This is a genomic window from Burkholderia sp. JP2-270 (genome assembly GCF_003233675.1).
Taxonomy (GTDB): Bacteria; Pseudomonadota; Gammaproteobacteria; order Burkholderiales; family Burkholderiaceae; genus Burkholderia; species Burkholderia pyrrocinia_C.
In genome coordinates this window covers 1,589,992-1,616,324 of record NZ_CP029824.1, presented here as the reverse complement: position 1 = coordinate 1,616,324, position 26,333 = coordinate 1,589,992, and the positions used below count along the sequence as shown (strand labels likewise).

The window sequence follows — 26,333 nt, the reverse complement described above, 5'->3', positions numbered from 1 at the left end:
CGAGGAAGCCTACATTAGTCCTGTCGCCGGCTCGTACGGCACTCACGAACCAAGGAGCAGGACATGAGCACATCGGAAAAGGTCGCCCTCGTCACGGGTTCATCGCGCGGCATCGGTGCGGAAATCGCCCGCCGTCTCGCCCGGGACGGTTTCAGGGTCGTCGTGAACTATGCCGGCAGCGCCGGCCCAGCGCAGGAAGTGGTCGACGCGATCGGCGCCGACGGCGGCGAAGCCGTCGCGGTGCAGGCGGACGTCGCCGACCCGGCGGCGACGTCCGCGCTGTTCGACGCGGCCGAGCGCGCGTTCGGCCGCGTCGACGTGGTCGTCAACAGCGCGGGCGTGATGAAGCTCGCCGCCATCGCCGACGTCGACGACGCGGCCTTCGACCAGGTCGTCGCAATCAACCTGAAGGGCGCGTTCAACGTCAGCCGCGAGGCGGCGAAACGCCTGCGCGACGGCGGCCGCATCGTCAACCTGTCGTCGAGCGTGATCGGCATGCGCCTGCCGACCTATGGCGTGTACATCGCGACCAAGGCGGCCGTCGAGGGCCTGACGCAGGTTCTCGCCCAGGAGATGCGCGGCCGCGGCATCAGCGTGAATGCGGTCGCGCCGGGGCCGGTCGCGACCGAGCTGTTCCTGCAGGGCAAGAGCCCCGAACTCGTCGACCGGATGGCGAAGATGAATCCGCTGGAACGGCTCGGCCAGCCCGCGGACATCGCCGGCGTCGTCGCGTTCCTCGCCGGCCCCGACGGCGCGTGGGTCAACGGCCAGGTCCTGCGTGCCAACGGCGGCATGTGCTGACGGACCGCACGCCGCGCCCGCTCCCTCACACTGGCAGGAGATCGATCATGAAGGAAGTCATTCTCGTCACCGGCGCGTCCAGCGGCTTCGGCCTGCTGAGCGCGCAGGCACTCGCCCGTGCCGGCCATACGGTCTACGCGTCGATGCGCGAAAGCGCCGGCCGCAACGCGCCGCGCGTCGCGAGCATCGCCGCCTATGCGCGGGAACACGATGTCGACCTGCGCACCGTCGAACTCGACGTCGGCGACGACGCGTCCGTCGACGCCGCAATCGACCGCGTGATCGCCGACAACGGCCGTCTCGACATCGTCGTCCACAACGCCGGCCACATGGTGTTCGGCCCCGCCGAGGCGTTCACGCCCGAACAGCTGGCGCAGCTCTACGACATCAACGTCGTGTCGACCCAGCGCGTGAACCGGGCGGCGCTGCCGCACCTGCGCCGCCAGGGTCGCGGCCTGCTCGTCTGGGTATCGTCCTCGTCGGCGCGCGGCGGCACCCCGCCGTTCCTCGCGCCCTACTTCGCCGCGAAGGCTGCGATGGATTCGCTCGCGGTGTCGTATGCGGCCGAACTCGCCCGCTGGGGCATCGAAACGTCGATCGTCGTGCCGGGCGCGTTCACCCGGGGCACGAATCACTTCGCCCACGCGGGCAAGCCGGCCGATGCCGTCGTGCAGACGGCCTACGACAGCGGGCCGTACGCGGGCGTCGCCGCACAGGCGCTGCGGGGCCTCGCCGCGCTCGAACCCGCGGACGCCGATGCCGGCACCGTCGCAACGGCGATCGCCGACCTCGTCGCCGCGCCGGCCGGCAAGCGCCCGTATCGCGTGTTCGTCGATCCGTCGCAGGACGGCGCCGAGGAAGTGTTCCGCGTCGGCGATCGCATCCGCCGCGAGATGTTCCGGAACATCGGCCTCGCCGACCTGCTCGCGCCCCGCGTCGGCGGTTGATCCCCTGCGCGCCGGGCCGGCCGGCGCGCGTCAGCCGCGCTCGCAGAACCCGAGGATCGCGTCGGCGACTGCCGCCGGCGTCTCGCGCTGCGGAAAATGCCCCACGCCGTCCAGCACCTGCCGCGCGTAGCGCCCGGCGAAGAACCGTTCGCGCCCAGCCGAGCTGTCCGGATGATTGCAGGTGTCCGCGCCGCCGTGCAGCACGAGCGTCGGCACCGCCAGCACGGGCGCCGGATTCAGCCGCGCGTTGTCGTCGGCATAGGCCGGCGCGCCTGGCGCGAACCCCCAGCGATGCCGGTACGAATGCAGCACGACGTCGATCCAGTCGGGCCCGTCGAACGCGGCGGCGGCCGCATCGAAATCGCCGTCGCGATACCAGCCGGGCGGCGACCACGTGTCCCACATCACGCGGGCAAACGCACGGCGATCATCGCGCAGCGCCTGCTCGCCGCGCGGCGTCGCCATGAACCAGTGATACCAGTAGTTGCGCGCCTGCTGCAGCGACAGCGGCTGACCGGGATCGTTGGTGCCGTATCCGACCGACAGCATCGCCAGATGCGATGCGACGCCGTCGCGCAGCCCGCACGCGTTCGCGGCCGCGCGGGCGCCCCAGTCGTGCCCGACCAGCACGGGCCGCTCGACGCCGAGCACATCGACGAATTCGAGCAGGTCGCGCCCGAGCGCCGCGAGTTCGCCGCTGCGCGGCACGGATGCGTCGCGAAAGCGCGTCGGCGCAAAGCCGCGCAGCGCGGGCGCGAGTACGCGGTAGCCGCGCGCGGCAAGCGCCGCCGCCACGGGCTCCCAGCCGACCGGGCTGTCCGGCCAGCCGTGCAGCAGCACGGCCACGCGTTCGCCGCGCGGGTTCCATTCGAGATAGGCGATATCGAGCGACGCGGTCGTCGCATGCGCATAGGCAGTCATCGTGTTCTCCGTCGGGTCAACTTGAGCAGACGATGGTAGGCCGGCCTTTCATCACGATTCACGGAGTATCATGACTCATTCATCGAATATTGCGTTGAATTGCCCCATGGAACCGCTGACCGATCCCGCGTCGACCTCGCTCGACATCGCGCTGCTGCGCACCTTCCTCGAAGTCGTCGACAGTCGCGGGTTCGCGCCGGCAGCAGAACGCCTCGCGCTGACGCCGTCCGCCGTCAGCGGCCATATCAAGCGGCTCGAACAGGCGGCCGGCACCGTGCTGCTCGCACGCACGACGCGCCGTATCGCACTCACGCCGGCCGGCGACACGCTATACGCGTACGCGCGCAACATCGTCGACATGGAGCGCGAAGTGCGCGCGAGGCTGCGCGGCGCGCCCGCGCACGGGCGGCTGCGCATCGGCGCGTCGGAGGATTTCGCGGGTGCGTGGCTGCCTCACGTGCTGCGTGCGTTCCGAGATCGCCATCCGCGTACTGCGATCGAGCTGAAGGTCGGGATCACCGCGTCGCTGCTGCGCGAGCAGGCGCTCGGCCGGCTCGATGTCGTGTTCGGCAAGCAGTGCCGGCAGGTCGACGCTTCGGGCGAACTGCTGTGGGAAGAACCGCTCGTGTGGGCATTCGCGTCGGACCGCACGCTCGACGCCGGCGGCGAACTGCCGCTCGCGCTGTTTCCGGAACCGTGCGTCTATCGGGAGGCCGCCGTATCGGCGCTCGCCGCCGCGCTACGGCCGTTTCGCGTGCTGTTCGAGAGCAGCAGCATGGCCGGCTGCGTGTCGGCCGCGCTCGCGGGCTTCGCAGTCACCGCACTGGCGCGCAGCCAGCTGCGCGACGGGCTGCGCGCGTGCGGGCAGCAGGACGGCCTGCCCGCGCTGCCGGCCGCGCGTTTTTATGCGTTCGCGTCGAAACCGGACGGCGCCGGCGCGGCGCTGATCGAGGCGGTGCGGGAAGTCGGGCGCAGCCGGCGGTTCGCGGCGCCGGCCGACTGAAACACGCGCGACGGCGCACGACGCGCACCCGCCGACCCGATCAGTCGCCTTCCGCGCCCTTCCCGGCCGCGGCCCCCGTCAACGCATCCGCCATCAGCTCCCCGAACCAATCGACGAACGCATTGAGCCGGCGCGACCGGTGCCGCCGGTGCGGATACACGGCCGACACGTCCATCGGCTCGGCGCGGTGGCCAGGCATCACGTCGACGAGCGCGCCGCTGTCCAGCAGATGCTCGACGTCGAACCGCGGAATCTGGATCAGCCCCATCCCGGCGATGCAGCCGGCGATATAGGTTTCGGCGTTGTTGACGATCACGCGGCTCGGCAGCGTCAGCGTGTGCCGCTCGCCGTCCACGCAGTATTCCCAGCCGAGCTCGCGCCCCGTCGTCGGCGACGCATAGCCGATCGCCCAATGCCCGTGCGCGAGTGCATCCGGATGCTCGGGCACGCCGCATTCGCGCAGGTAGTCGGGGCTCGCGCAGTTGATCAGCGTGAACTGCCCGAGCGGCCGCACGACGAGGCTGCTGTCGGCAAGCCGCCCGACGCGGATCGCGCAGTCGACGCCCTCCTGGACGAGATCGATCGAGCGGTCCGTCGAGCCGAGCGACAGTTGCAGCTTCGGATAGCGGCGAAACAGCGACGGCAGCGCGGGCGCGACCACGCGGCGCGCGATCCGGCTAGGCACGTCGACGTTCAATCGCCCGACCACGTCGCGGTCGCGGCGGCGGAACAGGCGGTCGAGCTCGTCGGCCTCGGCGAGCAGGCGCCGGCCGCGTTCGAGCAGCAGCACGCCGTCGGCGGTCAACTGCACCTGGCGCGTCGTGCGGTGCAAGAGGCGTGTGCCGAGCCCCGCCTCGAGCTGCTGGACGGCCGCCGACACGGTCGCGCGCGGCACGTCGAGTGCATGCGCGGCCTTGATGAAGCTGCCCATCTCGGCAACCTGCAGGAAGATTCTGACCTGATCCAGCTTGTCCATCGGCGGGGAACGTGGGTTCGGACGACCGTCGCCGCCAGCCGTCGCGCATCGCGGCAGGGTCCGGCGGCACAGAGAAAAACGGGCGCGCGGCCTCGCGGCTGCGCGCCCGTCCATTGTCCATGCAAACGAGCCATTGCGGTGCGCCGTGCGCCCGCGGCGGCGGCCGGCGCGGCCCGGTATGTGACTGCTTATCCGGTCGGTTACTTGGTCGTATAGCCGCCGTTGATCAGGATCGTCTGGCCCGTGATCCACCAGCCGTCGGTCACCAGATGGCGGATGAACGGCACGACGTCCTCGATGTCGGTCAGGCCCGTCTTGCTGAACGGCGACAGCGCGGCCGCCGTCTTGTGATATGCGACCGCATCGGCGCCTTCGGCCGGATAGAAGAACGGTGTGTCCATCGGGCCGGGCCCGACGGCCGTCACCGAGATCCCGCGTGCGCCGTACTCCTTCGACGCCGCGCGCGTGAAGTGCTCGACCGGCGCCTTCGACCCTTCGTACGCCGCATAGAACGGCGTGAACGCGCCGAGCAGCGACGTCACGAGCGTGACGAGCTTGCCGTGATCCTCGAGGTGCCGCCCCGCTTCCTTGATGAAGAAGAACGCCGACTTGCTGTTGACCGCGAACATCTCGTCGTACTCGGCTTCGCTGATCTCGGCGAACGGCTTCTTCAGCACCTTGCCGACCGTGTTGATCGCGATGTCGATCTTGCCGAAGCGCTGCTTCGCGTCGTCGAACAGCTTCTCGACCGCGGCGGCCGTCGTCAGGTCGGCCTGGAACGTCGCGGCCTCGGCGCCGGCCGCGCGCACCGCGGCGGCCGTCTCCTCGGCCTGCGCCTGCGACGCCGCGCTGTTGTAGTGAATCGCCACCGCCTTCGCGCCGTGGCCCGCCAGGTCCCGCGCGATCAGGCCGCCGAGATTCTTTGCGCCGCCTGCGATCAGGACGACCTTGTCTGCGAGCGTGTGAGTAGCCACGGTTGACTCCTTTTTCCGTTGAACGAAGCTAGGAGTGTAGGCACGCGCGACGCGCAGGTCAGCCGGCCGCGGCTGGATGAATTATCCAGAAAATCGATCCAATCGGATCGTCGCAGTGTGCTCTGCCGCACCGACGGCGACGCCGGAATCCGCTCGCGGCGACGCGAGCGCCGGCCGGTTCAGCGTGCGTACAGCGCCGCGTCGATCTTGCCGAGCAGCCACTGCATGCCGGCCAGATGCTGCTGGTCGTGGCTGCACAGGTAATGGACGAGCCCGCGCACGGTCAGCGACCCGTAGCCATCGAACTCGCCGATACGCTCGAACTGTTCGGGCGTGAGGCGCGACACGAGGTCCAGCGTCTCGCGGCGCGCTTCGCGGATCGCCGCGAGCACGTCGGACGCGTAGGCATCGTTGTAGCGGCGCTCGATCGCAAGCGCATCGCCGTCGATCGACACGAGCAGCGGCCGATCTTCGTCGAGCATCCGCCGCAGCCGCACGTGATAGCCGTCGATCTCGATGTCGCGCACATGGCAGAGCTGCCCGAGCGGCGAGAAGTGCTCGCTCGGGATCCCGGCCCAGTCATCGGGCGTCCAGCGCGCGTAGCCGTCGGGCACGGCCGCGAAATGGGCTTCGAGCAGACGGGGGAAATCGGCGAGTGCATCGAGCGTCGTCGGATTCATGCGGGAAACTCCCTGTCGGATAAGAGCGGCGGCAGCCCTGGCGCGGGCCTGCCGCCGCCGTTGCGTCACTTCACGCCGAAGCCGTACGCCCCCTGCGTCCGGTGCCCGTCGGTCGCGACGGCCACCCATTTCACCGTATAGGCGCCCGTACCGACCGCCGTGAGCGGCACCGTCATCCGCTTGCGGTTCGACGCATCGATGCGCGCATTGCCGTCCGACACCGTCCTGCCGTCGCCGTCGACGACGACGATCGAGCTGAACGCCGGCTCCAGCGGCTCGGTGAAGTCGATCGTGACGGCGGCCGGTGCGGCGGCCAGCGCCGCGCCCGCCGCCGGATCGCTCTTCGCGAGATGCGCATGGGCGAACGCGGCCGACGAAACGGTCGCGGCAAGGATGACGGCGGCAGCCTTGCGGCCGAACGGGAACGAATCGAAATGCATGGACTTTCCGTGAAGAATGAACAGGCGCCGCACCCCCGCGCGGCGTTCCGGCAGCTTACCAGCGCAAGCATGTTCATGCCGGTCGCGCACCGCTTGATAGAATGCGCGCGCTATGGATCTCGAAAGCATTCTCTACACCCAGGGCTTCGGCTCGCGCCGCCAGTGCCGCGGCCTGATCGAAGCGGGCCGCGTCGCCGTCGCGGGCGCCAGCGCGACCGACCCCGACGCCACGTTCGACACCGACGGCCTCGTGTTCTCGGTCGACGATACGGCCTGGCCGTTCCGCGCACGCGCGTATCTCGCGCTCAACAAGCCGGCCGGCTACGAGTGTTCGCGCGATCCGCAACATCATGCAAGCGTGTTCAGCCTGCTGCCCGCGCCGCTCGTCGCGCGCGGCGTGCAGTGCGTCGGCCGTCTCGACCAGGACACGACGGGCCTGCTGCTGCTGTCCGACGACGGCCAGTTCGTGCACACGTACACGTCGCCGAAGCGCAAGGTGCCGAAGACCTACGTGGCGACCGTACGCCACCCGCTCGACGATGCGCAACTGCACGCGCTGCGCACCGGCGTGCAGCTCCACGGCGAGCCGAAGCCGATCGCGGCGGTCGCCGCCGACGCGCGCGATACGCACGTGCTCGCGCTGACCGTCCTCGAAGGCAAGTATCACCAGGTGAAACGCATGGTCGCGGCGGCGAGCAACCGCGTCGAGTTGCTGCATCGCGAAAGCATCGGCGGCTTCGCGCTGCCGGACGGCCTCGAACCCGGCGCGTGGAGGTGGCTCGACGACGCCGACCTTTCGGCGTTGCGCAATCCCGTCAAAACCCTGTAAGGGAAAATCCGCACGACCGTTCGATGTCCAGCCGCGTCTCGGCCGCACGATCCCCCGCTATACTCAAATCACAAGCTGTACGAGCAGCGATGCAGGGGGAGGCATCATGAACATCAACCATTCTTTCGAACTGTCGTACGTGATGATCGCGTTCACGGTCGTCGGGGTCATCGTGATCGGCGGGCTGCTGGCCGCGATGCACATGAAGCACAAATATCATCCGAACCTGATCGGCGCACTGATCGGCGCGCTGCTGTGCTTCCTGCTGATCGAGGCATTACCGGCGCTGACCTGACGCGCTGCCCGGCGCGAGCGTTTGAAGGAAATCGTCTACGGTCGGATAACGCAACGTCACGCACAATTCGGCCTTGAGCCGTGCGTTGGACAGGCGCCGCGACTCGCGCATGAACGACAGCAGCGCCGGTTCGAGCTGGCGCTCGGCGTCCGCGCGGCTGACGCGCGGCGGCAGCGGCAGGCCGAGCGCCTGCGCGACCCGGTCGAAATACTCCCCCATCCGCAGTTCGCTGTCGTCCGACGCGTGCACGGCGCGCGTCGGCCTGCCGCGCTCGGCCGCGCGGCGCAGGATCGCCGCGAGATCGTCCGCGTGGATGTGGTTCGTGTAGACGTCGTCGGCCGGCTCGAGCGCCGGCGTGCCGCGCTCGAGCCGCGCGACCGGCAGACGATTCGCCGCGTAGATGCCGGGAATGCGCACGATGCGCGCGGACAGCACGCCGCGCACCGTCGCCGCGCGCAGTTGCCGCTCGGCCGACACGCGCCGGAACGCGCGCGGATTCGCAGGATGCAGCGGGTGCGTTTCGTCGATGCGCGCGCCGCCGCAATCGCCGTATACGCCCGTCGTACTCGCGTAGACGAGCCTCGGCGCGCGAAGACCGTCGGGTACAATACGCGCTGCCCGAACGGGCGCGCCGGCCTGCCGGGCAGCGGCGCGCAGCGTTCGGAGCCGGCCTACCGCAGGTGCCGGCGGTGCCGACGGTCGCCGCGCGGGCACGGTCGTTGCGGCGATCAGCGCACGCGTGCGCCGGTCGTCGCGGCCGTCGGACTGCGGCGGCGCGAGATGCAGGATCGTGCGGGCAAGGCCCGCGAGGCGGCCGAGCGTCGCCGGGCGATCGAGGTCGCCGACGATCGGCGTCGCGCCCGCGGCACGCAACTCGTCGCGGCGGCCCGGGTGGCTCGTCAGCGCGAAGATCCGCAGGTTGCGGCGCGTGTCGCGCCATTGCGCGACGCAGCGCATGCCGACGTCGCCGCAGCCGACGATCAGTGCGCGCGGCCGGCGCAGAATTCGTGTCGCGATCATGTTGGTTGCGAAATCAGTAGCCACCGTTGCGCGACGCGCAACGGGTTTGCATTGTAGCTGCCGTGCTCGACATGCACGGTCCCCACATTTTGTTCTAGTTTGGTTCTATGGCATTCAACGTCACTCTCAAGCAAAGCGGCCGGCAATTCCAGGTCGAGTCGGACGAAACCGTGCTGGCGGCCGCGCTGCGCCAGAACGTCCATCTGCCGTACGGCTGCAAGAACGGCGCGTGCGGCTCCTGCAAGGGCCAGATCGTGTCGGGCCAGATCGAGCAGGGCCCGCATGCCGCGTCGGCACTGTCCAATGACGAGCGCACGCGCGGCCTCGCGCTGCTGTGCTGCTCGAAGGCGCAGTGCGATCTCGAGATCGACGTGCGCGAAATCGCCGGCGTCGACGGCGTGCAGGTCAAGAAGCTGCCGTGCCGGATCGCCGCGCTCGAGCGCAAGGCCGACGATGTGATGGTCGTGAAGCTGCAGTTGCCCGCCAACGAGCGCCTGCAGTACCTCGCGGGCCAGTACGTCGAGTTCATCCTGAAGGACGGCTCGCGCCGCAGCTACTCGATGGCGAACGCGCCGCACGAGGAAGGCCCGATCGAGCTGCACATCCGTCACATGCCGGGCGGCAAGTTCACCGACCACGTGTTCGGCGCGATGAAGGAACGCGACATCCTGCGCTTCGAAGGCCCGCTCGGCACGTTCTTCCTGCGCGAGGATTCCGACAAGCCGATCGTACTGCTTGCATCGGGCACGGGCTTCGCGCCGATCAAGGCGATCATCGAGCACGTGAAGCACCGGGGCATCACGCGCCCGATGACGCTCTACTGGGGCGCACGCCGCAAGAAGGACATCTACCTCGGCGAGCTCGCCGAGCAGTGGGCCAGCGAAATCCCGAACTTCAAGTACGTGCCGGTGCTCTCCGAGCCCGACGACGGCGACCAGTGGACGGGCCGCACGGGCTTCGTCCATCGCGCGGTGATCGAGGACCTGCCCGATCTGTCGGGTCACCAGGTGTACGCGTGCGGCGCGCCGGTGATGGTCGAATCCGCGCAGCGCGACTTCACGCAGCACCACGCACTGCCGGCCGACGAGTTCTACGCGGACTCGTTCACGAGCGCTGCCGATCTCGCACATCCGGTCTGAGTACCGCACACCCGCGTTTCGCGCCGCGATGTCACATCCGTGGCATCGCGGCGGTTTACAGTGGGGCGCGGGATGCCTTATGCTTGCGCACATGAACCGCTTCCTGTCCGCTCTTCGACGTCGCCGCTCGCCGCTCCGCCCGGATGCCGCAGGCTCGTCACGGATTCGCGCGTAACCCCCACACTGCTTCACCGGTTACGCACAAGCTGTTCGAACCCACCAGCCACGGCCTTCCGTGGCTTTTTTATTGCCCGTTTCCCTTTCAACGTCCGCTGGAGTCTGCTGCCATGCCCTTGAACGATTATCCGATCGACTCGCTGATGTACATCACGAACCGCCCCGACATCGTGTTTACGCACGGCAAGGGTTCGTGGCTCTACGATCACACGGGCAAGCGCTATCTGGACTTCATCCAGGGCTGGGCCGTCAACAGTCTCGGCCACTGCAACGACGGCGTCGTCGAAGCGCTGAAGACGCAGGCCGAAAAGCTGCTGAACCCTTCTCCGGCGTTCTACAACGAACCGATGGCGAAGCTCGCGGGCCTGCTCACGCAGCACAGCGTGTTCGACAAGGTGTTCTTCACGAACAGCGGCGCCGAGGCGAACGAAGGCGCGATCAAGCTCGCGCGCAAGTGGGGCCGCAAGTTCCGCAACGGCGCATACGAGATCATCACGTTCGACCACAGCTTCCACGGCCGCACGCTCGCGACGATGTCGGCCAGCGGCAAGCCGGGCTGGGACACGATCTACGCGCCGCAGGTGCCGGGCTTCCCGAAGGCCGAGCTGAACAACATCAACTCGGTCGAGAAGCTGATCACCGACAAGACCGTCGCCGTGATGCTCGAACCGATCCAGGGCGAAGGCGGCGTGATCCCGGCAACGCGCGAGTTCATGCGCGAACTGCGCGCACTGACGAAGCAGCACAACCTGCTGCTGATCGTCGACGAAGTACAGAGCGGCTGCGGCCGTGCGGGCACGCTGTTCGCGTACGAGCTCGCCGACATCGAGCCGGACGTCATGACGCTCGGCAAGGGCATCGGCAGCGGCGTGCCGCTCGCGGCGCTGCTGTCGAAGGCCGACGTCGCGGTGTTCGAGGCCGGCGACCAGGGCGGCACGTACAACGGCAATCCGCTGATGACGGCGGCCGGCTATTCGGTGATCTCGCAGCTCGTCGCGCCCGGCTTCCTCGAAGGCGTGCGTGCACGCGGCGAATACCTGAAGCGCAAGCTGCTCGAGCTGTCGGAGGAGCGCGGCTTCGAAGGCGAACGCGGCGAAGGCCTGCTCCGCGCGCTGCTGCTCGGCAAGGACATCGGCCCGCAGATCGTCGAGAAGGCGCGCGACATGCAGCCCGACGGCCTGCTGCTGAACGCCGCGCGGCCGAACCTGCTGCGCTTCATGCCCGCGCTGAACGTGACGACCGACGAGATCGACCAGATGATGGCGATGCTGCGGTCGATCCTCGACACACTCTAAGGAGATCGCCGCGATGGATGCCGCCGCCGATGCTGTCGCTATCCGCCCGTTCGAACGCGCCGACACCGATGCCGTGCTCGCGGTATGGCGCGACGCGTTCCCGCAGTATGACGAAGCCGGCGCGCCGCCGCACCGCGATCCGCTGCGATCGATCGAGCTGAAGCTCGCGACGCAGCCCGAGCTGTTCTTCGTCGCGACCAGCGGCGCGCGCGTCGTCGGCACGCTGATGGCGGGTTTCGACGGACATCGCGGCTGGCTCTACTCGTTCGGCGTCGCGAACGACGCGCGGCGGCTCGGCGTCGGCCGCGCGCTGATCGCGCACGCGGAAAGCGCGCTCGCCGCGCGCGGCTGCCTGAAGATCAACCTGCAGGTGCTGCCCGGCAACGACGACGCGTGCCGCTTCTATGCGGCGCTCGGCTATCGCGTCGAGGAGCGTATCTCGTTCGGCAAGACGCTGCCGGCCGCGTGATGCAGCCGGCGGCGACAGTGGCTGCCCTCAGCGCGTGATCGGCCCCGCGCCCGGCAGAGGATTGCCGAGCGCGTCGGTCGGCACGGCCTGCTGTTCGAACGCCGCGAAATACGCGGCCCACTGCGTATCGCTCACGCGCACGATCAGCGCGCCGTCCTGCCAGACGTCGTTGTGGTCGTTGTGGTCGTCGCCTGCGCGATGCAGGTAGTTCGGGCCCGTCGAGCCCTGGTTCATGTGCGTGTCGTGAATGCCGTTGCCTTCCGCATACGTGCGGCCGAACACGACGACGTCGAGGCCCTGCGACTGCGCAGCGCTCACGAGCCGCAACAGAGACGGGATCGGCTCCGGGTTCTCGGTGCCGTCCATCACCGCGCTCGCCCGCCACGCGCCCGTCTCGTTCAGGATGTCGCTGCGCAGGTAGTCGAGCGCGGGCAGCGCGGCCTGCCCCGTGAGGTCGGTGTAGCCTTCCGCCGCGGCCGCGAGCGTCTGCGTGACGGGATGGTGGAAATCGTAGACCAGCTTGTAGTTCAGCAAGTCGTCCGCATCGCTGGTGCCGACGTTGATCGCGACATCCCAGTCGCCGGCCGGCAGCGCCAGCGTCAGGTGGATGTGATACTGGATCTCGCTGCCGTGCGGCGAGCCCTTCAGCTTCGCCACCGATGCCACCTTCGCCTTCACGAAACCGTAGTCCAGACTCATGCGTGTTCTCCGTGTCCCGATGGGCTGTCGATGCTACGCGGCCCGTGTGTCGGTTTGCGGGCGACCGGCTGCGGGCGACCGGCTGCGGGCGACCGGCTGCGTGCGACCGGCGGCGGGCGACCGGCGGCGGATGGCCTGCCCTGTCGTTTCCCGCGTCGCGTGCGTGGTGCAACAGTCGAATGGAGTCGCTTCCGCACGCACAGTTCGACACGAATCGCACAACACGAAAAAAAGGCTGTCACGGCATCCCGTGACAGCCTTTCGAAAACCCTTGCACGACGCGCGCGGCGTCTGCCGCCGCGCGTCACCGGGCCCGCTCATTCATTCACTTACTCACCCAGATACGCTGCGCGCACCTTCGGATCGTCGAGCATCTGCTTCGCGTCGCCTTCCATCGTGACCACGCCCGAATCCATCACGTAGCCGCGGTCGGCCGCCTGCAGCGCAAGGCGTGCGTTCTGCTCGACGAGCAGCACCGTGATGCCCTCCTTCGAGATCTCGCGCACCACTTCGAAGATCTTCTCGACCATGATCGGCGACAGCCCCATCGACGGCTCGTCGAGCAGCAGCAGCTTCGGCTTGGAGAGAATCGCCCGCGACATCGCCAGCATCTGCTGCTCGCCGCCCGACAGCGTGCCCGCGAGCTGCGATGCACGCTCCTTCAGGCGCGGGAAGAAGCCGAACATCCGGTCGACGTCCTTCTTGATCTGCTCGGTGTCGTTGCGCAGGTACGCGCCCATCTGCATGTTCTCGACGATCGACATCCGCGCGAAGATCCCGCGGCCTTCCGGCACCATCGCGAGGCCGCGCTTGAGCAGTTCGTGCGCCGGGATGCCCTTGATCGACTTGCCGTCGTACTCGATGTCGCCCGCCGAATACGGCTTCAGACCCGTGATCGCCTTCATCGTCGTGGTCTTGCCTGCGCCGTTCGCGCCGATCAGCGTCACGAGCTCGCCCTGACGGACTTCCATGTCAACGCCCTTGACGGCCTGGATGCCGCCGTAGTTGACCTGCAAGCCCTTGATTTTCAACATTGCCGCTGCCATCAGTGCACCCCTGCGCCGAGATATGCCTCAATCACCTTCGGATTCTTCTGCACGTCCTGCGGCAGACCCTCGGCGATCACCTTGCCGTAATCGAGCACCGTCATCCGGTTGCACAGCCCCATCACGAGCTTCACGTCGTGCTCGATCAGGAGAATCGTGCGGCCGTCCGAGCGGATCTTGTCGAGCAGGCGCGTGAGTTCGACCTTCTCGGTCGCGTTCATCCCGGCCGCCGGCTCGTCGAGCGCGAGCAGCTTCGGGTCGGTCGCAAGGGCCCGCGCGATCTCGAGACGGCGCTGGTGGCCGTACGACAGGTTGCGCGACGTGTAGTCCGCGTACTGCAGCACGCCCACGTATTCGAGCAGCTCGATCGCGCGTTCCTTGATCTCGCGCTCTTCCTGGCGTTCGGCCGGCGTCTGGAACACCGCGCCGAGCAGGCCGTGCTTGGTGCGCACGTGGCGGCCCACCATCACGTTCTCGAGGGCCGTCATCCCGCCGAACAGGCGGATGTTCTGGAACGTGCGCGCGATGCCGGCCTTCGCAACCTGGTGCACGGCCGTCGGCGTGTAGTTCTGGCCGTCCAGCTTGAAGTCGCCGGAGTCCGGCGTGTAGAGGCCCGTGATCACGTTGAAGAACGTCGTCTTGCCGGCGCCGTTCGGGCCGATCAGACCGTAGATCTCGCCTTCCTTGATCTGCAGGCCGACGTCGGACAGTGCCTGCAGGCCGCCGAAGCGTTTGTTCACGCCCTGCACGGACAGTCGGATTTGCTTGTCGCTCATGTGTGTATCCCCTTGTCCGTTCGTTACGCGCGCACCGGCTTCTTGCTGGCGCGCTTCGCCAGTTTCGCGATCTTGTCCTCATGCTTCGGCGCGGGCCACAGGCCTTCCGAGCGGTACAGCATGATGATCACCATCGCGAGGCCGTACAGCGCCTGACGGATCACCTCCGTATCGACGATGTCATGACCGAACAGCGCATGCTGCAGCGGGCTCATCGTCGAGCGCAGGAATTCCGGGAAGATCGCGAGCAGCACCGCGCCCAGGATCACGCCCGGGATATGGCCCATGCCGCCGAGCACCACGCAGGCGAGCACGACGATCGATTCCCAGAACGTGAACGATTCCGGCGACACGAAGCCCTGGAACGCGCCGAACATCGAGCCCGACAGGCCGCCGAACGACGCGCCCATCGCGAACGCGAGCAGCTTCACGTTACGGGTGTTGATGCCCATCGCCTTCGCCGCGATCTCGTCCTCGCGGATTGCCGCCCATGCGCGGCCGATACGCGAGTGCTGCAGGCGCGTACAGACCCAGATCACCAGCAGCGAGCACAGCACGAACAGGTAGTAGTACATGTAGACCGACGGCAGCTGGAAGCCGAACAGCGAATGCGTCTGCGACAGGTTGAAGCCGGCGACATGCACCGGATCGATGCCCGTGATCCCCTTCGGGCCGTTGGTGATGTTCACCGGACGGTCGAGGTTGTTCATGAAGATCCGGACGATTTCGCCGAAGCCGAGCGTCACGATCGCCAGGTAGTCGCCGCGCAGGCGCAGCGTCGGCGCACCGAGCAGGATCCCGAAGGTCGCCGCCAGCGCCATCGCGATCGGCACGATGATCAGGAACGGGATGTGCAGCCCGCCGGGCGCGAGGGCCGCGATCCACTCGAACTGCGAGGTCAGGTGCGGCGAAGACAGCAGCGCCGCCGTGTACGCGCCCACCGCGTAGAACGCGATGTAGCCGAGGTCGAGCAGGCCGGCGAAGCCGACCACCACGTTCAGGCCGAGCGCGAGCATCACGTACAGCATCGCGAAGTCGAGCACGCGGACCCAGTAGTTGCCGCCGGCCGAGCCGATGATGATCGGCGCGGCGATCACGAACACAGCGGTCAGGATGCCGATGACGACGGTCTTGGCGGTATTGCGCTCTTCGACGAGCGACGTCGAGGATTCGATCGGTTGAATGGATGTCATGTTGTTTGCTCCCTTCCGTTACGCGCGATCCGCGACCCGTTCGCCCAGCAGGCCCGACGGACGGAACACCAGCACGATGATCAGCACGATGAAGGCGAACACGTCCTGGTAGTTGCTGCCGAATACGCCGCCCGTGAGGTTGCCGATGTAGCCGGCACCGAGCTGCTCGATCAGGCCGAGCAGCACGCCGCCGACCATCGCACCGCCGAGGTTGCCGATACCGCCGAGCACCGCCGCCGTGAACGCCTTCATGCCGGGGATGAAGCCCATGTAGAAGTGCACGTTGCCGTATTCGGACGCGATCATCACGCCGGCCAGCGCGGCGAGCGCGGAGCCGATCATGAACGTCGCGGAAATCACGAAGTTCGGGTTCACGCCCATCAGGCTCGCGGTGTTCGGGCTTTCGGCGATCGCGCGCATCGCACGGCCGAGCTTGGTCTTGTGCACGAGCAGCAGCAGGCCGCCCATCACGATGAACGCCACCGCGATGATCACGATTTCAGTCACCGAGATCACGGCGCCGGGCGTCGTGTCGGTCGCCTTGATCACGTTGATCGGATCGGTCGGCAGCAATTGCGGGAACGGCAGCGGGTTGCGCGACCAGATGATCATCGCGGCCGTCTGCAGCAGGATCGACACGCCGATCGCGGTGATCAGCGGCGCGAGGCGCGGCGCGCGGCGCAGCGGCCGGTACGCGACGCGTTCGATCGTGAAGCCGACGAACGCACAGACGACCGCGGCGATGCCCAGGCCAATCGTCAGCGTGGCGATGTTGCCGAGTCCGGGGAAGTGGTTCTGCAGCACGGTGATGGCCGACAACGCGACCATCGCGCCGATCATCAGCACGTCGCCGTGCGCGAAGTTGATGATGCCGAGAATGCCGTACACCATCGTGTAACCCAACGCGATGATGGCGTACACACTGCCGAGCACCAGCCCGTTGAGAACCTGCTGGACGAAAATATCCATTTAAAGCTCCTTGGCCCGTGCTGCCGGAGGACGTTGCGCCCCGCGGGTAAGCGAGGAATCGCGCCTTCTCGGCGACACTGCGGGTACTAGTCGATACCGGTAAGGGTGTGGATCGTCCCGGCGCGCGCCGCCCGGCCTGTACGGCCGGACCTGCCGCCGGAGCGGATACAAAAACGGCACCGCACTGTTCCGGTGCCGTCATGAGTCCCGTCGCTAAATCGTCACGACGTCGAGGACGGTGTTCGAGGCCTCCTTGAAGTCGTAGGGCAGCATGCCGGGACGGCCATCGTCCGGTTGCCCGGCATCCGTGCCTTTTCCCGTCCGGTGCGAGGCAAGCCCCGCATCCGGGCGGATCGGATTCCGTGCCGCAATGCCTTGCAAGGCATTGCGAATGCCGCGCCCGACATGCGTCGGGACTGCGTCGGAATCCATCGTACGAACCAGGCCGCGCGCCACGACACCACCGCTCGCGGCGACACGCTGTTTCATCGAATCGAAATGAAAGGGGGCCGGGGACATCCGCACGCAGCCCACATCGCCGCATGCATGCGGCGCCGTAGCCCGCATCCGTCGATCGGCACGTACGGTCGCTGCCCGACCGTTCGCCAGGTCAAGCGCGTTGATTTCCTCGATCGCCAAACGTGCCCCGTTTTCCTTGTCCTTGCCCAATTGCGAGATGCGGCACGCCGATGGTGCCGCACGACCGGTTCCGGCGACGCGCACGCCGCTGGCCGGCGCTGCCGCGAACGCCGCAGCCTCCCTGCCCGCCCCGCCGTCGCTCTTTTTGCTGCAACCGGCACGCATTGCAACCGGTGCGGCGACGGACACGGCGTAAGCCAACTTCACATGCATTGAATGGTCTCCCGCGCCTTGCCAAAATCCGATTTCAAAGCCATTCAGGCTTGAAAACGGGCGCATTGTAACTCCATTTATAGGACGCCAATAATCCTGATTCGATGGGGTTTTCCTGCATTGCAACCAATTTTGAGAGACGGTTACGAACATCCGGAGCAACCGGGTTGCACCATTACCGTGAATAATGGTTGCGATCGCAATTTCGACGCACAAAAAAAAAAGCGCGCCGGGAGGCGCGCTTCGGTGTTCCGCGGGTGCGATGCGGCAATCAGGCAGCGGGCGGCAGGTTCAACCCGCGCGGCAGCGGAAACGACACGTTTTCCTCGATGCCGTCGAGCGCGCGCACGTTGCGCACGCCGAGCTCGCGCAGTCGCGCGATCACGGCCTGGGCGAGCACTTCGGGTGCCGACGCGCCGGCCGTCACGCCGATGCGGCGCTTGCCCGCGACCCATGCCGGATCGATCTGATCGGGCGCGTCGACCATGTATGCGTCCACACCGCGCTTCTCGGCCACTTCACGCAGACGGCTCGAATTCGAGCTGTTCGGACTGCCGACGACGATCACGACATCGCACTGCGGCGCCATGAACTTCACCGCATCCTGGCGGTTCTGCGTCGCGTAGCAGATGTCCTGCTTCTTCGGCTCGCGGATCTTCGGATACTTCGCCTTCAGCGCCGCGATGATCTCGGCCGCGTCGTCGACGGACAGCGTCGTCTGCGTGACGAGCGCGATGCGCTCGGGATCGGCGAGCTCGAGCTTCTGCACGTCCTCGACGCTCTCGACGAGATGCATGCCGCGCTCGACCTGCCCCATCGTGCCTTCGACTTCCGGGTGACCCTTGTGCCCGATCATGACGATGTCGACGCCGTCCTGGCGCATTTTCGCCACCTCGACGTGCACCTTCGTGACCAGCGGGCAGGTTGCGTCGTAAATGCGCAACCCGCGCACGTCCGCCTCGTCGCGCACGGCCTTCGACACGCCGTGCGCGCTGAAGATCACGGTATTGCCGGCCGGCACTTCCTCGAGTTCCTCGACGAAGATCGCGCCTTTCTTCTTCAGATCCTCGACCACGTACTTGTTGTGGACGATTTCGTGACGGACATAGATCGGCGCACCGTGCATCGCGATCGCGCGCTCGACGATCTCGATCGCGCGGTCGACGCCCGCGCAGAAGCCGCGCGGCTGGGCCAGCAGGATTTCGGCGTCGGCGGCGACGGTCTGCCCGGACAGCGTATCGGTGGTGCTCATGATTACAGGATTCCGATGATTTTCACTTCGAACGTGAGCGCCTGGCCCGCGAGCGGATGGTTGAAGTCGAACAGCGCCGAGGTTTCGCCGACTTCCTTCAGCACCCCTGCATACCGTCCGCCGTCCGGCGCATTGAACTCGATCAGCTCGCCCGGCGTGAAATCGTCGCCGACCATCCCGTTCTCGCGCAGCGTCGACAGCGTCACGCGCTGGAGCATGTCGGGATTCCGGGGACCGAACCCCTGTTCGGGCGTTAGCTGAAAAGTCGAGTGGTCTCCAACCCTGAGCCCGAGCAGAATCTGTTCCAGCGACGGCGCCAGTTGCCCCGCGCCGAGCAGCAGCGTGGCGGGCTTGTCGGTGAAGGTGTTGACGATGTCGGCACCGTCGGCCAGTGCGAGCCGGTAATGCAACGTGACGTGGGAACCGGGCTTCACTTCGGATAGATCGATGAGGCTCATGAATTACTCGTTCAGTCGGCGCCCGATACGGCCGAAAGGCCCGGCGCAAAGCCGATATTGTAAGTCACCTGAGCGCGCAAGGCGGAAAGTGCGACGACGTCGCGCAGCCCGCCCGCCACCAATGGAGTTTCGAGCATGCTGTCACCCTGCCTCACCCTGCCGCCGATCGAATGCCGCGACGCCGCCGACGCGCCGGCCGATCCGCCCCGCCGCGTCCTCCCGATCCGCCGGCGCAAGCACCGCCCGGTGGACTGGCGGCCCGAGCGGCCGCGCGAACGAATGCTGGAGCGCGGACCGGCCGCGCTGACCGACGACGAACTGATCGCGCTGCTGCTCGGCACCGGCAAGCCCGGGCACGACGTATTCGTCAGCGCCCGCGCATTGGTCAAGCAGTTCGGAACGTTGCGCGGGCTGCTCGAGGCGACGACCGACGATTTCGAGGCGCACCCCGGCATCGGCCCTGCGCGCTCCACACGGCTGGCCGCGGTCACCGAGATCGCGCGGCGCATGCTGAAGGAGAAAGCAGCCGAACGTACGCCGATCGATTCGCCCGGCGCGGTCGAGGATTATCTACGGCTGAAGATCGGCTCGCACCCGCACGAAGTGTTCGTCGCGGTGTACCTCGACGCCCGCCACGGCCTGATCGAGACGGAGGAAATCACGCGCGGCTCGCTGACGCGCATGGCCGTCTACCCGCGCGAGATCGTGCGCCGCGCGATGACGCATAACGCCGCGGCGCTGATCGTCGCGCACAACCATCCGTCGGGCGCGGTGCAGCCGAGCGCTGAGGACCGCCGCCTGACCCGCGTGCTGCGCGACGCGCTCGAACTCGTCGACGTGCGGCTGCTCGATCACGTCGTCGTCGGCACCAGCGACACTTTCTCGTTCGCACGTGCCGGTTGGCTGTAGACTGTGGCGCGGCGGCCCGCCCCGGGGCGCCGCAACGGCGAAGCGAAATTAGGTTTGATTTTCCTGAACTTTTTCTGCTAGAATCGCCGTCTGTCTTTTTTCCAACCAGTTCTAGCCATCGAAGGGCCTTGTCTGCAAGGGCTACGGCGTTCTGAGAGTGCGGCCATGGATCACGTGGCGGTGCGATGAGAACCTTCATCGGCGATCGAACCCCGAATTTAGCGTATTAGGAGTGCTCTCATGGCACGCGTATGCCAAGTAACTGGGAAAGCGCCGATGAGCGGCAACAACGTTTCCCACGCCAACAACAAGACCAAGCGCCGCTTCCTGCCGAACCTGCAAAACCGCCGGTTCTGGGTAGAGAGCGAAAACCGCTGGGTGCGCCTGCGCGTTTCGAACGCCGGCCTGCGCCTGATCGACAAGAACGGCATCGATTCCGTGCTCGCTGACCTGCGCGCACGCGGCGAAGCCTAAGCCCAAGGAGCACAATCATGGCAAAAGGCGCACGCGACAAGATCAAGCTTGAGTCGACCGCTGGTACGGGTCACTTCTACACGACCACGAAGAACAAGCGCAACATGCCGGAAAAGATGGCGATCAAGAAGTTCGATCCCGTCGTCCGCAAGCATGTGGAATACAAAGAAACCAAGATCAAGTAATCTCCGGTTTCTGCCAGCCTGACGGCGACCGAAAAGCCCCGCGCATGCGGGGCTTTTTGTTTTGCGCGCACGCTCGGGCCCGACGCGGTATGCTCTCCCCTTTCCGCGGCCATGGCCGCCGGAACGCACAAGATCAAAAGCGCAACGATGGAGATGCAGCATGAAATTCGACGTGGCGATCGTCGGCAGCGGCCTGGCAGGGCTGTCGGTCGCACTCAATCTGGCCAGCACGCGACGTGTCGCGCTGATCGCGAAACGTTCGATGATGGAGGGCGCAAGCGATAATGCGCAGGGTGGCATCGCGGCGGTCCTCGATTCGGCGGACAGCATCGAGAACCACGTCGACGACACGCTGGTCGCCGGTGGCGGCCTGTGCGACGAAGGCGCGACGCGCTATATCGTCGAGCACGGCCGCGAAGCGATCGAATGGCTGATCTCGCAAGGCGTGCCGTTCACGAAGGATGACGCAGCCGAACTCGGCTTCCACCTGACGCGCGAAGGCGGCCACAGCCACCGCCGGATCATTCACGCGGCCGACGCGACCGGCCATGCGGTGCTTGCGACGCTGTCGGCGCGCGCGCGCCAGCATCCGAACATCACGTTCTTCGAAAATCACCATGCGATCGACCTGATCACGTCGGACCGGCTCGGCCTGCCCGGCCGCCGCTGTCACGGCCTATATGCGCTCGACGTCGACAACGACCGCACGATCACGATCGAGGCACCGCACACGGTGCTCGCAACGGGCGGCGCCGGCAAGGTCTATCTGTACACGACCAACCCCGACACGGCGACCGGCGACGGCATCGCAATGGCATGGCGCGCGGGCTGCCGCGTGTCGAACATGGAATTCATCCAGTTCCACCCGACCTGCCTGTTCCATCCGTATGCGAAATCGTTCCTGATTTCGGAGGCCGTGCGCGGCGAAGGCGGCCTGCTGAAGCTGCCCGACGGCACGCGTTTCATGCCCGCGCACGATCCGCGCGCCGAGCTCGCGCCGCGCGACATCGTCGCGCGCGCGATCGACTTCGAGATCAAGAAGCGCGGGATCGACTGCGTGTATCTCGACATCAGCCATCAGCCGGAAGCGTTCCTGCGCGAGCACTTCCCGACGATCCATGCGCGCTGCCTCGAATTCGGCATCGACATCGCGAAACAGCCGATCCCCGTCGTGCCGGCCGCGCACTATACATGCGGCGGCGTCGTGACCGATCTCGCCGGGCGCACCGATCTCGCGGGCCTGTACGCGGTCGGCGAAACGTCGTACACGGGGCTGCACGGCGCAAACCGGCTCGCGAGCAACTCGCTGCTCGAATGTCTCGTGATCGGCCGCGCGGCGGCCGAGGCGATCGAGGCGGCCGGCTTCGATTCGGAAACGCCAGCCACGCTGCCCGCATGGGACGAAAGCCGCGTGTCGGATGCGGACGAGGAAGTCGTCGTCGCGCACAACTGGGACGAGTTGCGCCGCCTGATGTGGAACTACGTCGGCATCGTGCGCACCGACAAGCGCCTCGAACGCGCGAAGCACCGGCTGTCGCTGCTGCGCGACGAGATCCACGAGTACTACGCGAACTTCCGCGTGACGCGCGACCTGCTCGAGCTGCGCAACCTCGTCGACGTGGCGACGCTGATCGTGAAGAGCGCGCAATCGCGCCGCGAAAGCCGCGGGCTGCACTACAGCCGCGACTGGCCTTACACGCTGCCGAAGGCGCTGCCGAGCGTGCTCACGCCGCGCGCGCGTCGCTGAACCGCGGCACCTTCCCGACTGCGGTCGCGCAGGAAAAAAGCCGTTGGCGTTTGCGCGCCAACGGCTTTTTCTGTCTGATCGTATGACGCTCGATCAGTCGACGATCCGCATCGAATAATCCGTCGCGCGCACGTCCTTCGTCAGCGCGCCGATCGAGATGCGATCGACGCCCGTCTCCGCGAACGCGCGGACCGTATCGAAATTGACGCCGCCCGACACTTCGAGCACGGCCTTGCCGGCCGCGACGCGCACCGCTTCACGCATCATGTCGAGCGTGAAGTTGTCGAGCAGCACCGACTGCGCGCGATGCGCGAGCGCCGTGTCGAGCTGCGCGAGCGTCTCGACTTCAACCTGCACGGGCACGCCCGAATCGAGTGCGAACGCCGCGTCGAGCGCCTCGCCGACACCGCCCGCCGCTGCGATGTGGTTCTCCTTGATCAGGATGCCGTCGTACAGCGCGAGACGCTGGTTCTCGCCGCCGCCGACGCGCACCGCGTACTTCTGCGCGAGGCGCAGGCCCGGCAGCGTCTTGCGCGTATCGAGGATCTTCGCGCGCGTGCCTTCGACGCGGTCGACGTAACGGCGCGTCGCGGTCGCGACACCCGACAGCAGTTGCAGGAAGTTCAGCCCGTTGCGCTCGGCCGTCAACAGCGCGCGCGCCGGCCCTTCGAGTTCGCAGACGGTCGAATCGGGCATCATCCGGTCGCCTTCGCGATAGCGCCATTGCACGGTGATCGCCGGATCGATCCGGCCGATCACGGCCTCGAACCACGGCACGCCGCACAGCACGGCTTCCTCGCGCACGATGATGCGCGCGCGGCGACGCCCGCCGGCCGGCACGAGCCGCCCGGTCTGGTCACCGGTGCCGACGTCTTCCGCAATCGCATCGGCAACGTTGCGCGCGATCGCTTCATCGAATGCCGCGCCGTATTGCTTGCGAACGATGTCGTAAAGTGGAGATACAGCACTGGTCATGCCGCCCCCACGTTCGCAAACAGTTGCTGGTCGCGCTGCAGGTCGCCGCTCGCCTGCACGCGCTTCTTGTGCGCGGCCGCGAAATCGAGCATCCGATCGATCGGCAGGCGTGCACGTTCGCCGATCGCCGGATCGACGAAGATCTCGTTGTGACCGCGTTCGAGCACATCGGCGAGGTTCGCGAGGCCGTTCATCGCCATCCACGGGCAGTGCGCGCAGCTCTTGCAGGTCGCACTATTGCCGGCCGTCGGCGCTGCGATGAAGGTCTTGCCGGGCGCCGCGAGCTGCATCTTGTGCAGGATGCCGAGATCGGTCGCGACGATGAAGCGCGTCGCGTCCAGCTTCACGGCCGCATCGATCAGCTGCGTGGTCGAGCCGACGACATCGGCCTGCGCAACGACGCTTTCCGGCGATTCGGGATGGACGAGCACCTTCGCGTCCGGATATTCGGCGCGCAGCAGGTCGAGCTCGATGCCCTTGAACTCGTCGTGGACGAGGCACGAGCCCTGCCACAACAGCATGTCCGCGCCGGTTTTCTTCTGGATATAACTGCCGAGATGGCGATCGGGCGCCCAGATGATCTTCTCGCCGCGCGCGTGCAGGTCGGCCACGATCTCGAGGCCGATCGACGACGTGACCATCCAGTCCGCGCGGGCCTTCACGGCCGCGCTGGTGTTCGCATAGACGACGACGGTGCGATCGGGATGCGCATCGCAGAACGCCGAGAATTCATCGACCGGGCAGCCGAGGTCGAGCGAACAGGTCGCATCGAGATCGGGCATCAGGATTCGCTTGTTCGGGCTCAGGATCTTCGCGGTTTCGCCCATGAAGCGCACGCCGGCGACGACCAGCGTCTGCGCGTCGTGATCGCGGCCGAAGCGGGCCATTTCGAGCGAATCGGCAACGCAACCGCCGGTTTCGTCGGCGAGTTCCTGCAGTTCCGCATCCACGTAGTAGTGTGCGACCAGCACGGCCTTTTCACGCACGAGCAGCGCCTTGATGCGCGCCTTCAGCGCAGCGCGTTCGTCGGGGGTCGGTGCATCGGGCACCTTGGCCCATGCGTGCCCCACGCCGCACACGGTCCCTGCTGCGACGGGCCGGTCGTACTCGACGGGTTTGATCGTCGATTGCATCTCCATATCTCCTGTCGGTCCGAGTTAGCGCTTTAGCGCTTACTCGGACCCCATGCTTCGCGGTCGACCGGAGTTATCGCTTTAGCGTCTACCCCGGTCCCATGCTTCGCGGTCAACCAGAATCAGCGCTTCAACACTACTCCGATCCCATCCTCTACGCTCGCCCCGGGGCACCATTGCGCCGCTGCCCCAAGCCTCATACAAATTCGGGCCGATCGCTTCCGTCAAAAACCGGCGGCCCAAATGAAAAAACCCCGCCAACGCGGGGTTTTTGACGTCCTGAGATTCTAATCGATTTCGAATCAGGCGTAGCGACGCAGGCGTGTCGCGAATTCCTGCAGCGCCTTGATGCCGCTTTGTTCGGCGCGATGGCACCAATCCTGCAATTGCGCGAGAAGCTGTTCGCGCGACGCGGTCGAACGATCCCAGATCGCGGCGAGATCCTGGCGCAACTGAAAGTACGTATGCAGCTTCTGGCTGTTCGCGAAGATTTCCGGCAGCAGCTTCTTCTGCGGCTCGTCGAGGCCGTCCGCGTCCTTGTGGAACCACTTGCGCGCGCCGCGCATCAACTGGTACTTCTCGCTCGAACCGAGCTCCTTCAGGTGCGCGAGCTCCTGACGGTACGCACGCTTCACGGCCTTGCCGTAGCGCGCCATCACTTCGTAGCGGTTCGACAGCACGGCCTGCAGCGTTTCCTGGTCCAGCACCGTCTTCGGCTTGTTCAGACGCGGTGTCGGCGCGACCTTCTTCACCTTCGCGAGACCGAATGCCGACATGATGCGGATGTACATCCAGCCGATGTCGAACTCGTACCACTTGTTCGACAGCTTCGCCGACGTCGCGAACGTGTGGTGGTTGTTGTGCAGTTCTTCGCCGCCGATCACGATGCCCCACGGGAACAGGTTCGTGCTCGCGTCGGCCGAGTTGAAGTTGCGGTAGCCCCAGAAGTGGCCGAAGCCGTTGACGACGCCTGCCGCCCAGAACGGAATCCAGACCATCTGCACGGCCCACACGGTCAGGCCGAGCACGCCGAACAGCGCGACGTCGATCACCATCATCAGGCTCACGCCGAGGATCGGGTACTTCGAGTAGACATTGCGCTCGATCCAGTCGTTCGGCGTGCCGTGGCTGAACTTGCGCATCGTCTCTTCATTCTTCGCTTCCGCGCGATACAGCTCGGCGCCTTCCAGGAACACCTTCCAGATGCCGCGCGTCTGCGGGCTGTGCGGATCTTCCTCGGTCTCGCACTTCGCATGGTGCTTGCGGTGAATCGCGGCCCACTGGCCGGTCAGCATGCCGGTCGTCATCCACAGCCAGACGCGGAAGAAATGGCTCGCGATCGGATGCAGTTCCAGCGCGCGGTGCGCCTGGCAACGGTGCAGGTAGACCGTCACGCCGATGATCGTGACGTGCGTGACGGCGAGCGCGAACAACGCGACCTGCCACCACGAAAAATGCAGGAGCCCGTGGGAAAGAAAATCGAGCAGGGAATTCAACAAGGCAGTTACCTGTGATGAGATGAGAGCGACGCCGGCTCGCGCAGGCGTCAGAAAAATGAAAGCATACCGCGAATAGACTTGGATTTTACTTCAACCGTTCCAAGTCTTTGTAAAAAATGAATATTTTCTTGCCCTGGCGCAACCGGAACAGTCCACGGGCGGACTTGGAAGGGCCCGCGATCCGGTTCCGGCCGCGGGGT

Annotated in this window: 30 protein-coding genes; 12 read left to right on the top strand and 18 right to left on the bottom strand. The window is 66.7% G+C overall.

Going from position 1 to position 26,333, the window contains the following annotated elements; all coding sequences use genetic code 11:
• Positions 1 to 63 precede the first annotated feature (63 nt).
• A complete protein-coding gene (locus DM992_RS07705) occupies positions 64 to 801 on the top strand; it encodes an SDR family oxidoreductase (RefSeq protein WP_111016312.1) in 738 nt (245 codons plus the stop codon).
• 47 nt (positions 802 to 848) lie between these two features.
• Positions 849 to 1,748, top strand: a complete 900-nt coding sequence (locus DM992_RS07700) for an SDR family oxidoreductase (RefSeq protein WP_111016311.1) — start codon at positions 849 to 851, stop codon at positions 1,746 to 1,748.
• A 30-nt stretch (positions 1,749 to 1,778) separates the two neighbouring features.
• Here DM992_RS07700 and DM992_RS07695 read toward each other — a convergent pair whose 3' ends face one another.
• Complete coding sequence (locus DM992_RS07695; protein WP_111016310.1) at positions 1,779 to 2,669, bottom strand: alpha/beta hydrolase; 891 nt, start codon at positions 2,667 to 2,669, stop codon at positions 1,779 to 1,781.
• A gap of 106 nt (positions 2,670 to 2,775) precedes the next feature.
• Here DM992_RS07695 and DM992_RS07690 point away from each other — a divergent pair, with 106 nt between their 5' ends.
• A complete protein-coding gene (locus DM992_RS07690; protein ID WP_111016309.1) occupies positions 2,776 to 3,672 on the top strand; it encodes a LysR substrate-binding domain-containing protein in 897 nt (298 codons plus the stop codon).
• 40 nt (positions 3,673 to 3,712) lie between these two features.
• Here the strand turns inward: DM992_RS07690 and DM992_RS07685 are convergent, their stop codons facing one another.
• From DM992_RS07685 to copC, 4 genes are all read right to left on the bottom strand, one after another.
• On the bottom strand, positions 3,713 to 4,648 hold the full coding sequence (locus DM992_RS07685) for a LysR family transcriptional regulator (RefSeq protein WP_111016308.1): 936 nt from the start codon (positions 4,646 to 4,648) through the stop codon (positions 3,713 to 3,715).
• 200 nt (positions 4,649 to 4,848) lie between these two features.
• Positions 4,849 to 5,622 (bottom strand): SDR family oxidoreductase, encoded by a 774-nt coding sequence (locus tag DM992_RS07680; RefSeq protein WP_111016307.1) that lies wholly within the window; start codon positions 5,620 to 5,622, stop codon positions 4,849 to 4,851.
• 179 nt (positions 5,623 to 5,801) lie between these two features.
• Positions 5,802 to 6,302, bottom strand: coding sequence for a DinB family protein (locus DM992_RS07675; protein ID WP_034178796.1), 501 nt, complete (start codon positions 6,300 to 6,302; stop codon positions 5,802 to 5,804).
• Positions 6,303 to 6,367: 65 nt separating this feature from the next.
• Entirely contained in the window at positions 6,368 to 6,742 is a 375-nt protein-coding gene (copC, locus tag DM992_RS07670; RefSeq protein WP_111016306.1) for a copper homeostasis periplasmic binding protein CopC, read from the bottom strand.
• 112 nt (positions 6,743 to 6,854) lie between these two features.
• On the opposite strand from copC, the gene DM992_RS07665 reads away from it, so the two are divergent.
• Entirely contained in the window at positions 6,855 to 7,571 is a 717-nt protein-coding gene (locus DM992_RS07665; RefSeq protein WP_111016305.1) for a 16S rRNA pseudouridine(516) synthase, read from the top strand.
• Between the two features lie 106 nt (positions 7,572 to 7,677).
• Entirely contained in the window at positions 7,678 to 7,866 is a 189-nt protein-coding gene (locus DM992_RS07660; RefSeq protein ID WP_111016304.1) for a hypothetical protein, read from the top strand.
• On the opposite strand, the gene DM992_RS07655 is transcribed toward DM992_RS07660, so the two are convergent.
• Positions 7,849 to 8,886: an NAD-dependent epimerase/dehydratase family protein gene (locus tag DM992_RS07655; protein WP_111016303.1), complete on the bottom strand. Its 1,038-nt coding sequence runs from the start codon at positions 8,884 to 8,886 to the stop codon at positions 7,849 to 7,851. The two genes, DM992_RS07660 and DM992_RS07655, sit on opposite strands and share 18 nt — an antisense overlap.
• Before the next feature lie 107 nt (positions 8,887 to 8,993).
• Between DM992_RS07655 and DM992_RS07650 the strand changes: the two genes are divergently transcribed.
• From DM992_RS07650 to DM992_RS07640, 3 genes are all read left to right on the top strand, one after another.
• A complete protein-coding gene (locus DM992_RS07650) occupies positions 8,994 to 10,025 on the top strand; it encodes a CDP-6-deoxy-delta-3,4-glucoseen reductase (protein WP_034178801.1) in 1,032 nt (343 codons plus the stop codon).
• 287 nt (positions 10,026 to 10,312) lie between these two features.
• On the top strand, positions 10,313 to 11,497 hold the full coding sequence (locus DM992_RS07645) for an acetylornithine transaminase (protein WP_034178802.1): 1,185 nt from the start codon (positions 10,313 to 10,315) through the stop codon (positions 11,495 to 11,497).
• Positions 11,498 to 11,510: 13 nt separating this feature from the next.
• Positions 11,511 to 11,966 (top strand): GNAT family acetyltransferase, encoded by a 456-nt coding sequence (locus DM992_RS07640; protein ID WP_111016302.1) that lies wholly within the window; start codon positions 11,511 to 11,513, stop codon positions 11,964 to 11,966.
• A gap of 27 nt (positions 11,967 to 11,993) precedes the next feature.
• Here the strand turns inward: DM992_RS07640 and DM992_RS07635 are convergent, their stop codons facing one another.
• From DM992_RS07635 to DM992_RS43365, 9 genes are all read right to left on the bottom strand, one after another.
• Complete coding sequence (locus tag DM992_RS07635; protein WP_111016301.1) at positions 11,994 to 12,665, bottom strand: DUF2278 family protein; 672 nt, start codon at positions 12,663 to 12,665, stop codon at positions 11,994 to 11,996.
• Between the two features lie 329 nt (positions 12,666 to 12,994).
• Positions 12,995 to 13,711, bottom strand: a complete 717-nt coding sequence (locus tag DM992_RS07630) for an ABC transporter ATP-binding protein (RefSeq protein ID WP_111016300.1) — start codon at positions 13,709 to 13,711, stop codon at positions 12,995 to 12,997.
• Complete coding sequence (locus DM992_RS07625) at positions 13,711 to 14,487, bottom strand: ABC transporter ATP-binding protein (protein ID WP_034178806.1); 777 nt, start codon at positions 14,485 to 14,487, stop codon at positions 13,711 to 13,713. The genes DM992_RS07630 and DM992_RS07625 overlap by 1 nt, the downstream gene beginning before the upstream one ends.
• A gap of 23 nt (positions 14,488 to 14,510) precedes the next feature.
• Entirely contained in the window at positions 14,511 to 15,680 is a 1,170-nt protein-coding gene (locus tag DM992_RS07620) for an ABC transporter ATP-binding protein (RefSeq protein ID WP_111016299.1), read from the bottom strand.
• Positions 15,681 to 15,698: 18 nt separating this feature from the next.
• Positions 15,699 to 16,649 carry a branched-chain amino acid ABC transporter permease gene (locus DM992_RS07615; RefSeq protein ID WP_034178808.1) on the bottom strand — a complete coding sequence of 317 codons (951 nt, stop codon included), beginning with the start codon at positions 16,647 to 16,649 and terminating at the stop codon, positions 15,699 to 15,701.
• A gap of 213 nt (positions 16,650 to 16,862) precedes the next feature.
• Complete coding sequence (locus DM992_RS07610) at positions 16,863 to 17,567, bottom strand: amino acid-binding protein (protein WP_239511316.1); 705 nt, start codon at positions 17,565 to 17,567, stop codon at positions 16,863 to 16,865.
• A gap of 205 nt (positions 17,568 to 17,772) precedes the next feature.
• Entirely contained in the window at positions 17,773 to 18,753 is a 981-nt protein-coding gene (gene ispH / locus DM992_RS07605; protein ID WP_034178810.1) for a 4-hydroxy-3-methylbut-2-enyl diphosphate reductase, read from the bottom strand.
• Between the two features lie 2 nt (positions 18,754 to 18,755).
• A complete protein-coding gene (locus tag DM992_RS07600) occupies positions 18,756 to 19,211 on the bottom strand; it encodes a peptidylprolyl isomerase (protein WP_034178811.1) in 456 nt (151 codons plus the stop codon).
• 11 nt (positions 19,212 to 19,222) lie between these two features.
• Positions 19,223 to 19,348, bottom strand: a complete 126-nt coding sequence (locus DM992_RS43365; RefSeq protein WP_275427575.1) for a hypothetical protein — start codon at positions 19,346 to 19,348, stop codon at positions 19,223 to 19,225.
• Here DM992_RS43365 and radC point away from each other — a divergent pair.
• The 4 genes from radC to nadB all read left to right on the top strand — a co-directional run bounded on the left by radC (position 19,347) and on the right by nadB (position 22,526).
• Positions 19,347 to 20,120, top strand: coding sequence for a DNA repair protein RadC (gene radC, locus DM992_RS07595; RefSeq protein ID WP_111016297.1), 774 nt, complete (start codon positions 19,347 to 19,349; stop codon positions 20,118 to 20,120). The genes DM992_RS43365 and radC overlap by 2 nt on opposite strands.
• Positions 20,121 to 20,360: 240 nt before the next feature.
• The gene (gene rpmB, locus DM992_RS07590; protein WP_004186391.1) at positions 20,361 to 20,594 is read left to right on the top strand and encodes a 50S ribosomal protein L28; all 234 of its coding nucleotides are present in this window, start codon (positions 20,361 to 20,363) and stop codon (positions 20,592 to 20,594) included.
• 17 nt (positions 20,595 to 20,611) lie between these two features.
• On the top strand, positions 20,612 to 20,779 hold the full coding sequence (rpmG, locus tag DM992_RS07585) for a 50S ribosomal protein L33 (RefSeq protein ID WP_006478046.1): 168 nt from the start codon (positions 20,612 to 20,614) through the stop codon (positions 20,777 to 20,779).
• Positions 20,780 to 20,939: 160 nt separating this feature from the next.
• Complete coding sequence (gene nadB, locus DM992_RS07580) at positions 20,940 to 22,526, top strand: L-aspartate oxidase (RefSeq protein ID WP_111016296.1); 1,587 nt, start codon at positions 20,940 to 20,942, stop codon at positions 22,524 to 22,526.
• Positions 22,527 to 22,619: 93 nt separating this feature from the next.
• Here the strand turns inward: nadB and nadC are convergent, their stop codons facing one another.
• The 3 genes from nadC to DM992_RS07565 form a co-directional block, all read right to left on the bottom strand.
• A complete protein-coding gene (gene nadC / locus DM992_RS07575; RefSeq protein WP_111016295.1) occupies positions 22,620 to 23,501 on the bottom strand; it encodes a carboxylating nicotinate-nucleotide diphosphorylase in 882 nt (293 codons plus the stop codon).
• The gene (nadA, locus tag DM992_RS07570) at positions 23,498 to 24,634 is read right to left on the bottom strand and encodes a quinolinate synthase NadA (RefSeq protein ID WP_111017853.1); all 1,137 of its coding nucleotides are present in this window, start codon (positions 24,632 to 24,634) and stop codon (positions 23,498 to 23,500) included. Before nadA ends, nadC begins: the two co-directional genes overlap by 4 nt.
• A 302-nt stretch (positions 24,635 to 24,936) precedes the next feature.
• Positions 24,937 to 26,133: an acyl-CoA desaturase gene (locus DM992_RS07565; protein ID WP_072444883.1), complete on the bottom strand. Its 1,197-nt coding sequence runs from the start codon at positions 26,131 to 26,133 to the stop codon at positions 24,937 to 24,939.
• Positions 26,134 to 26,333: the final 200 nt, after the last annotated feature.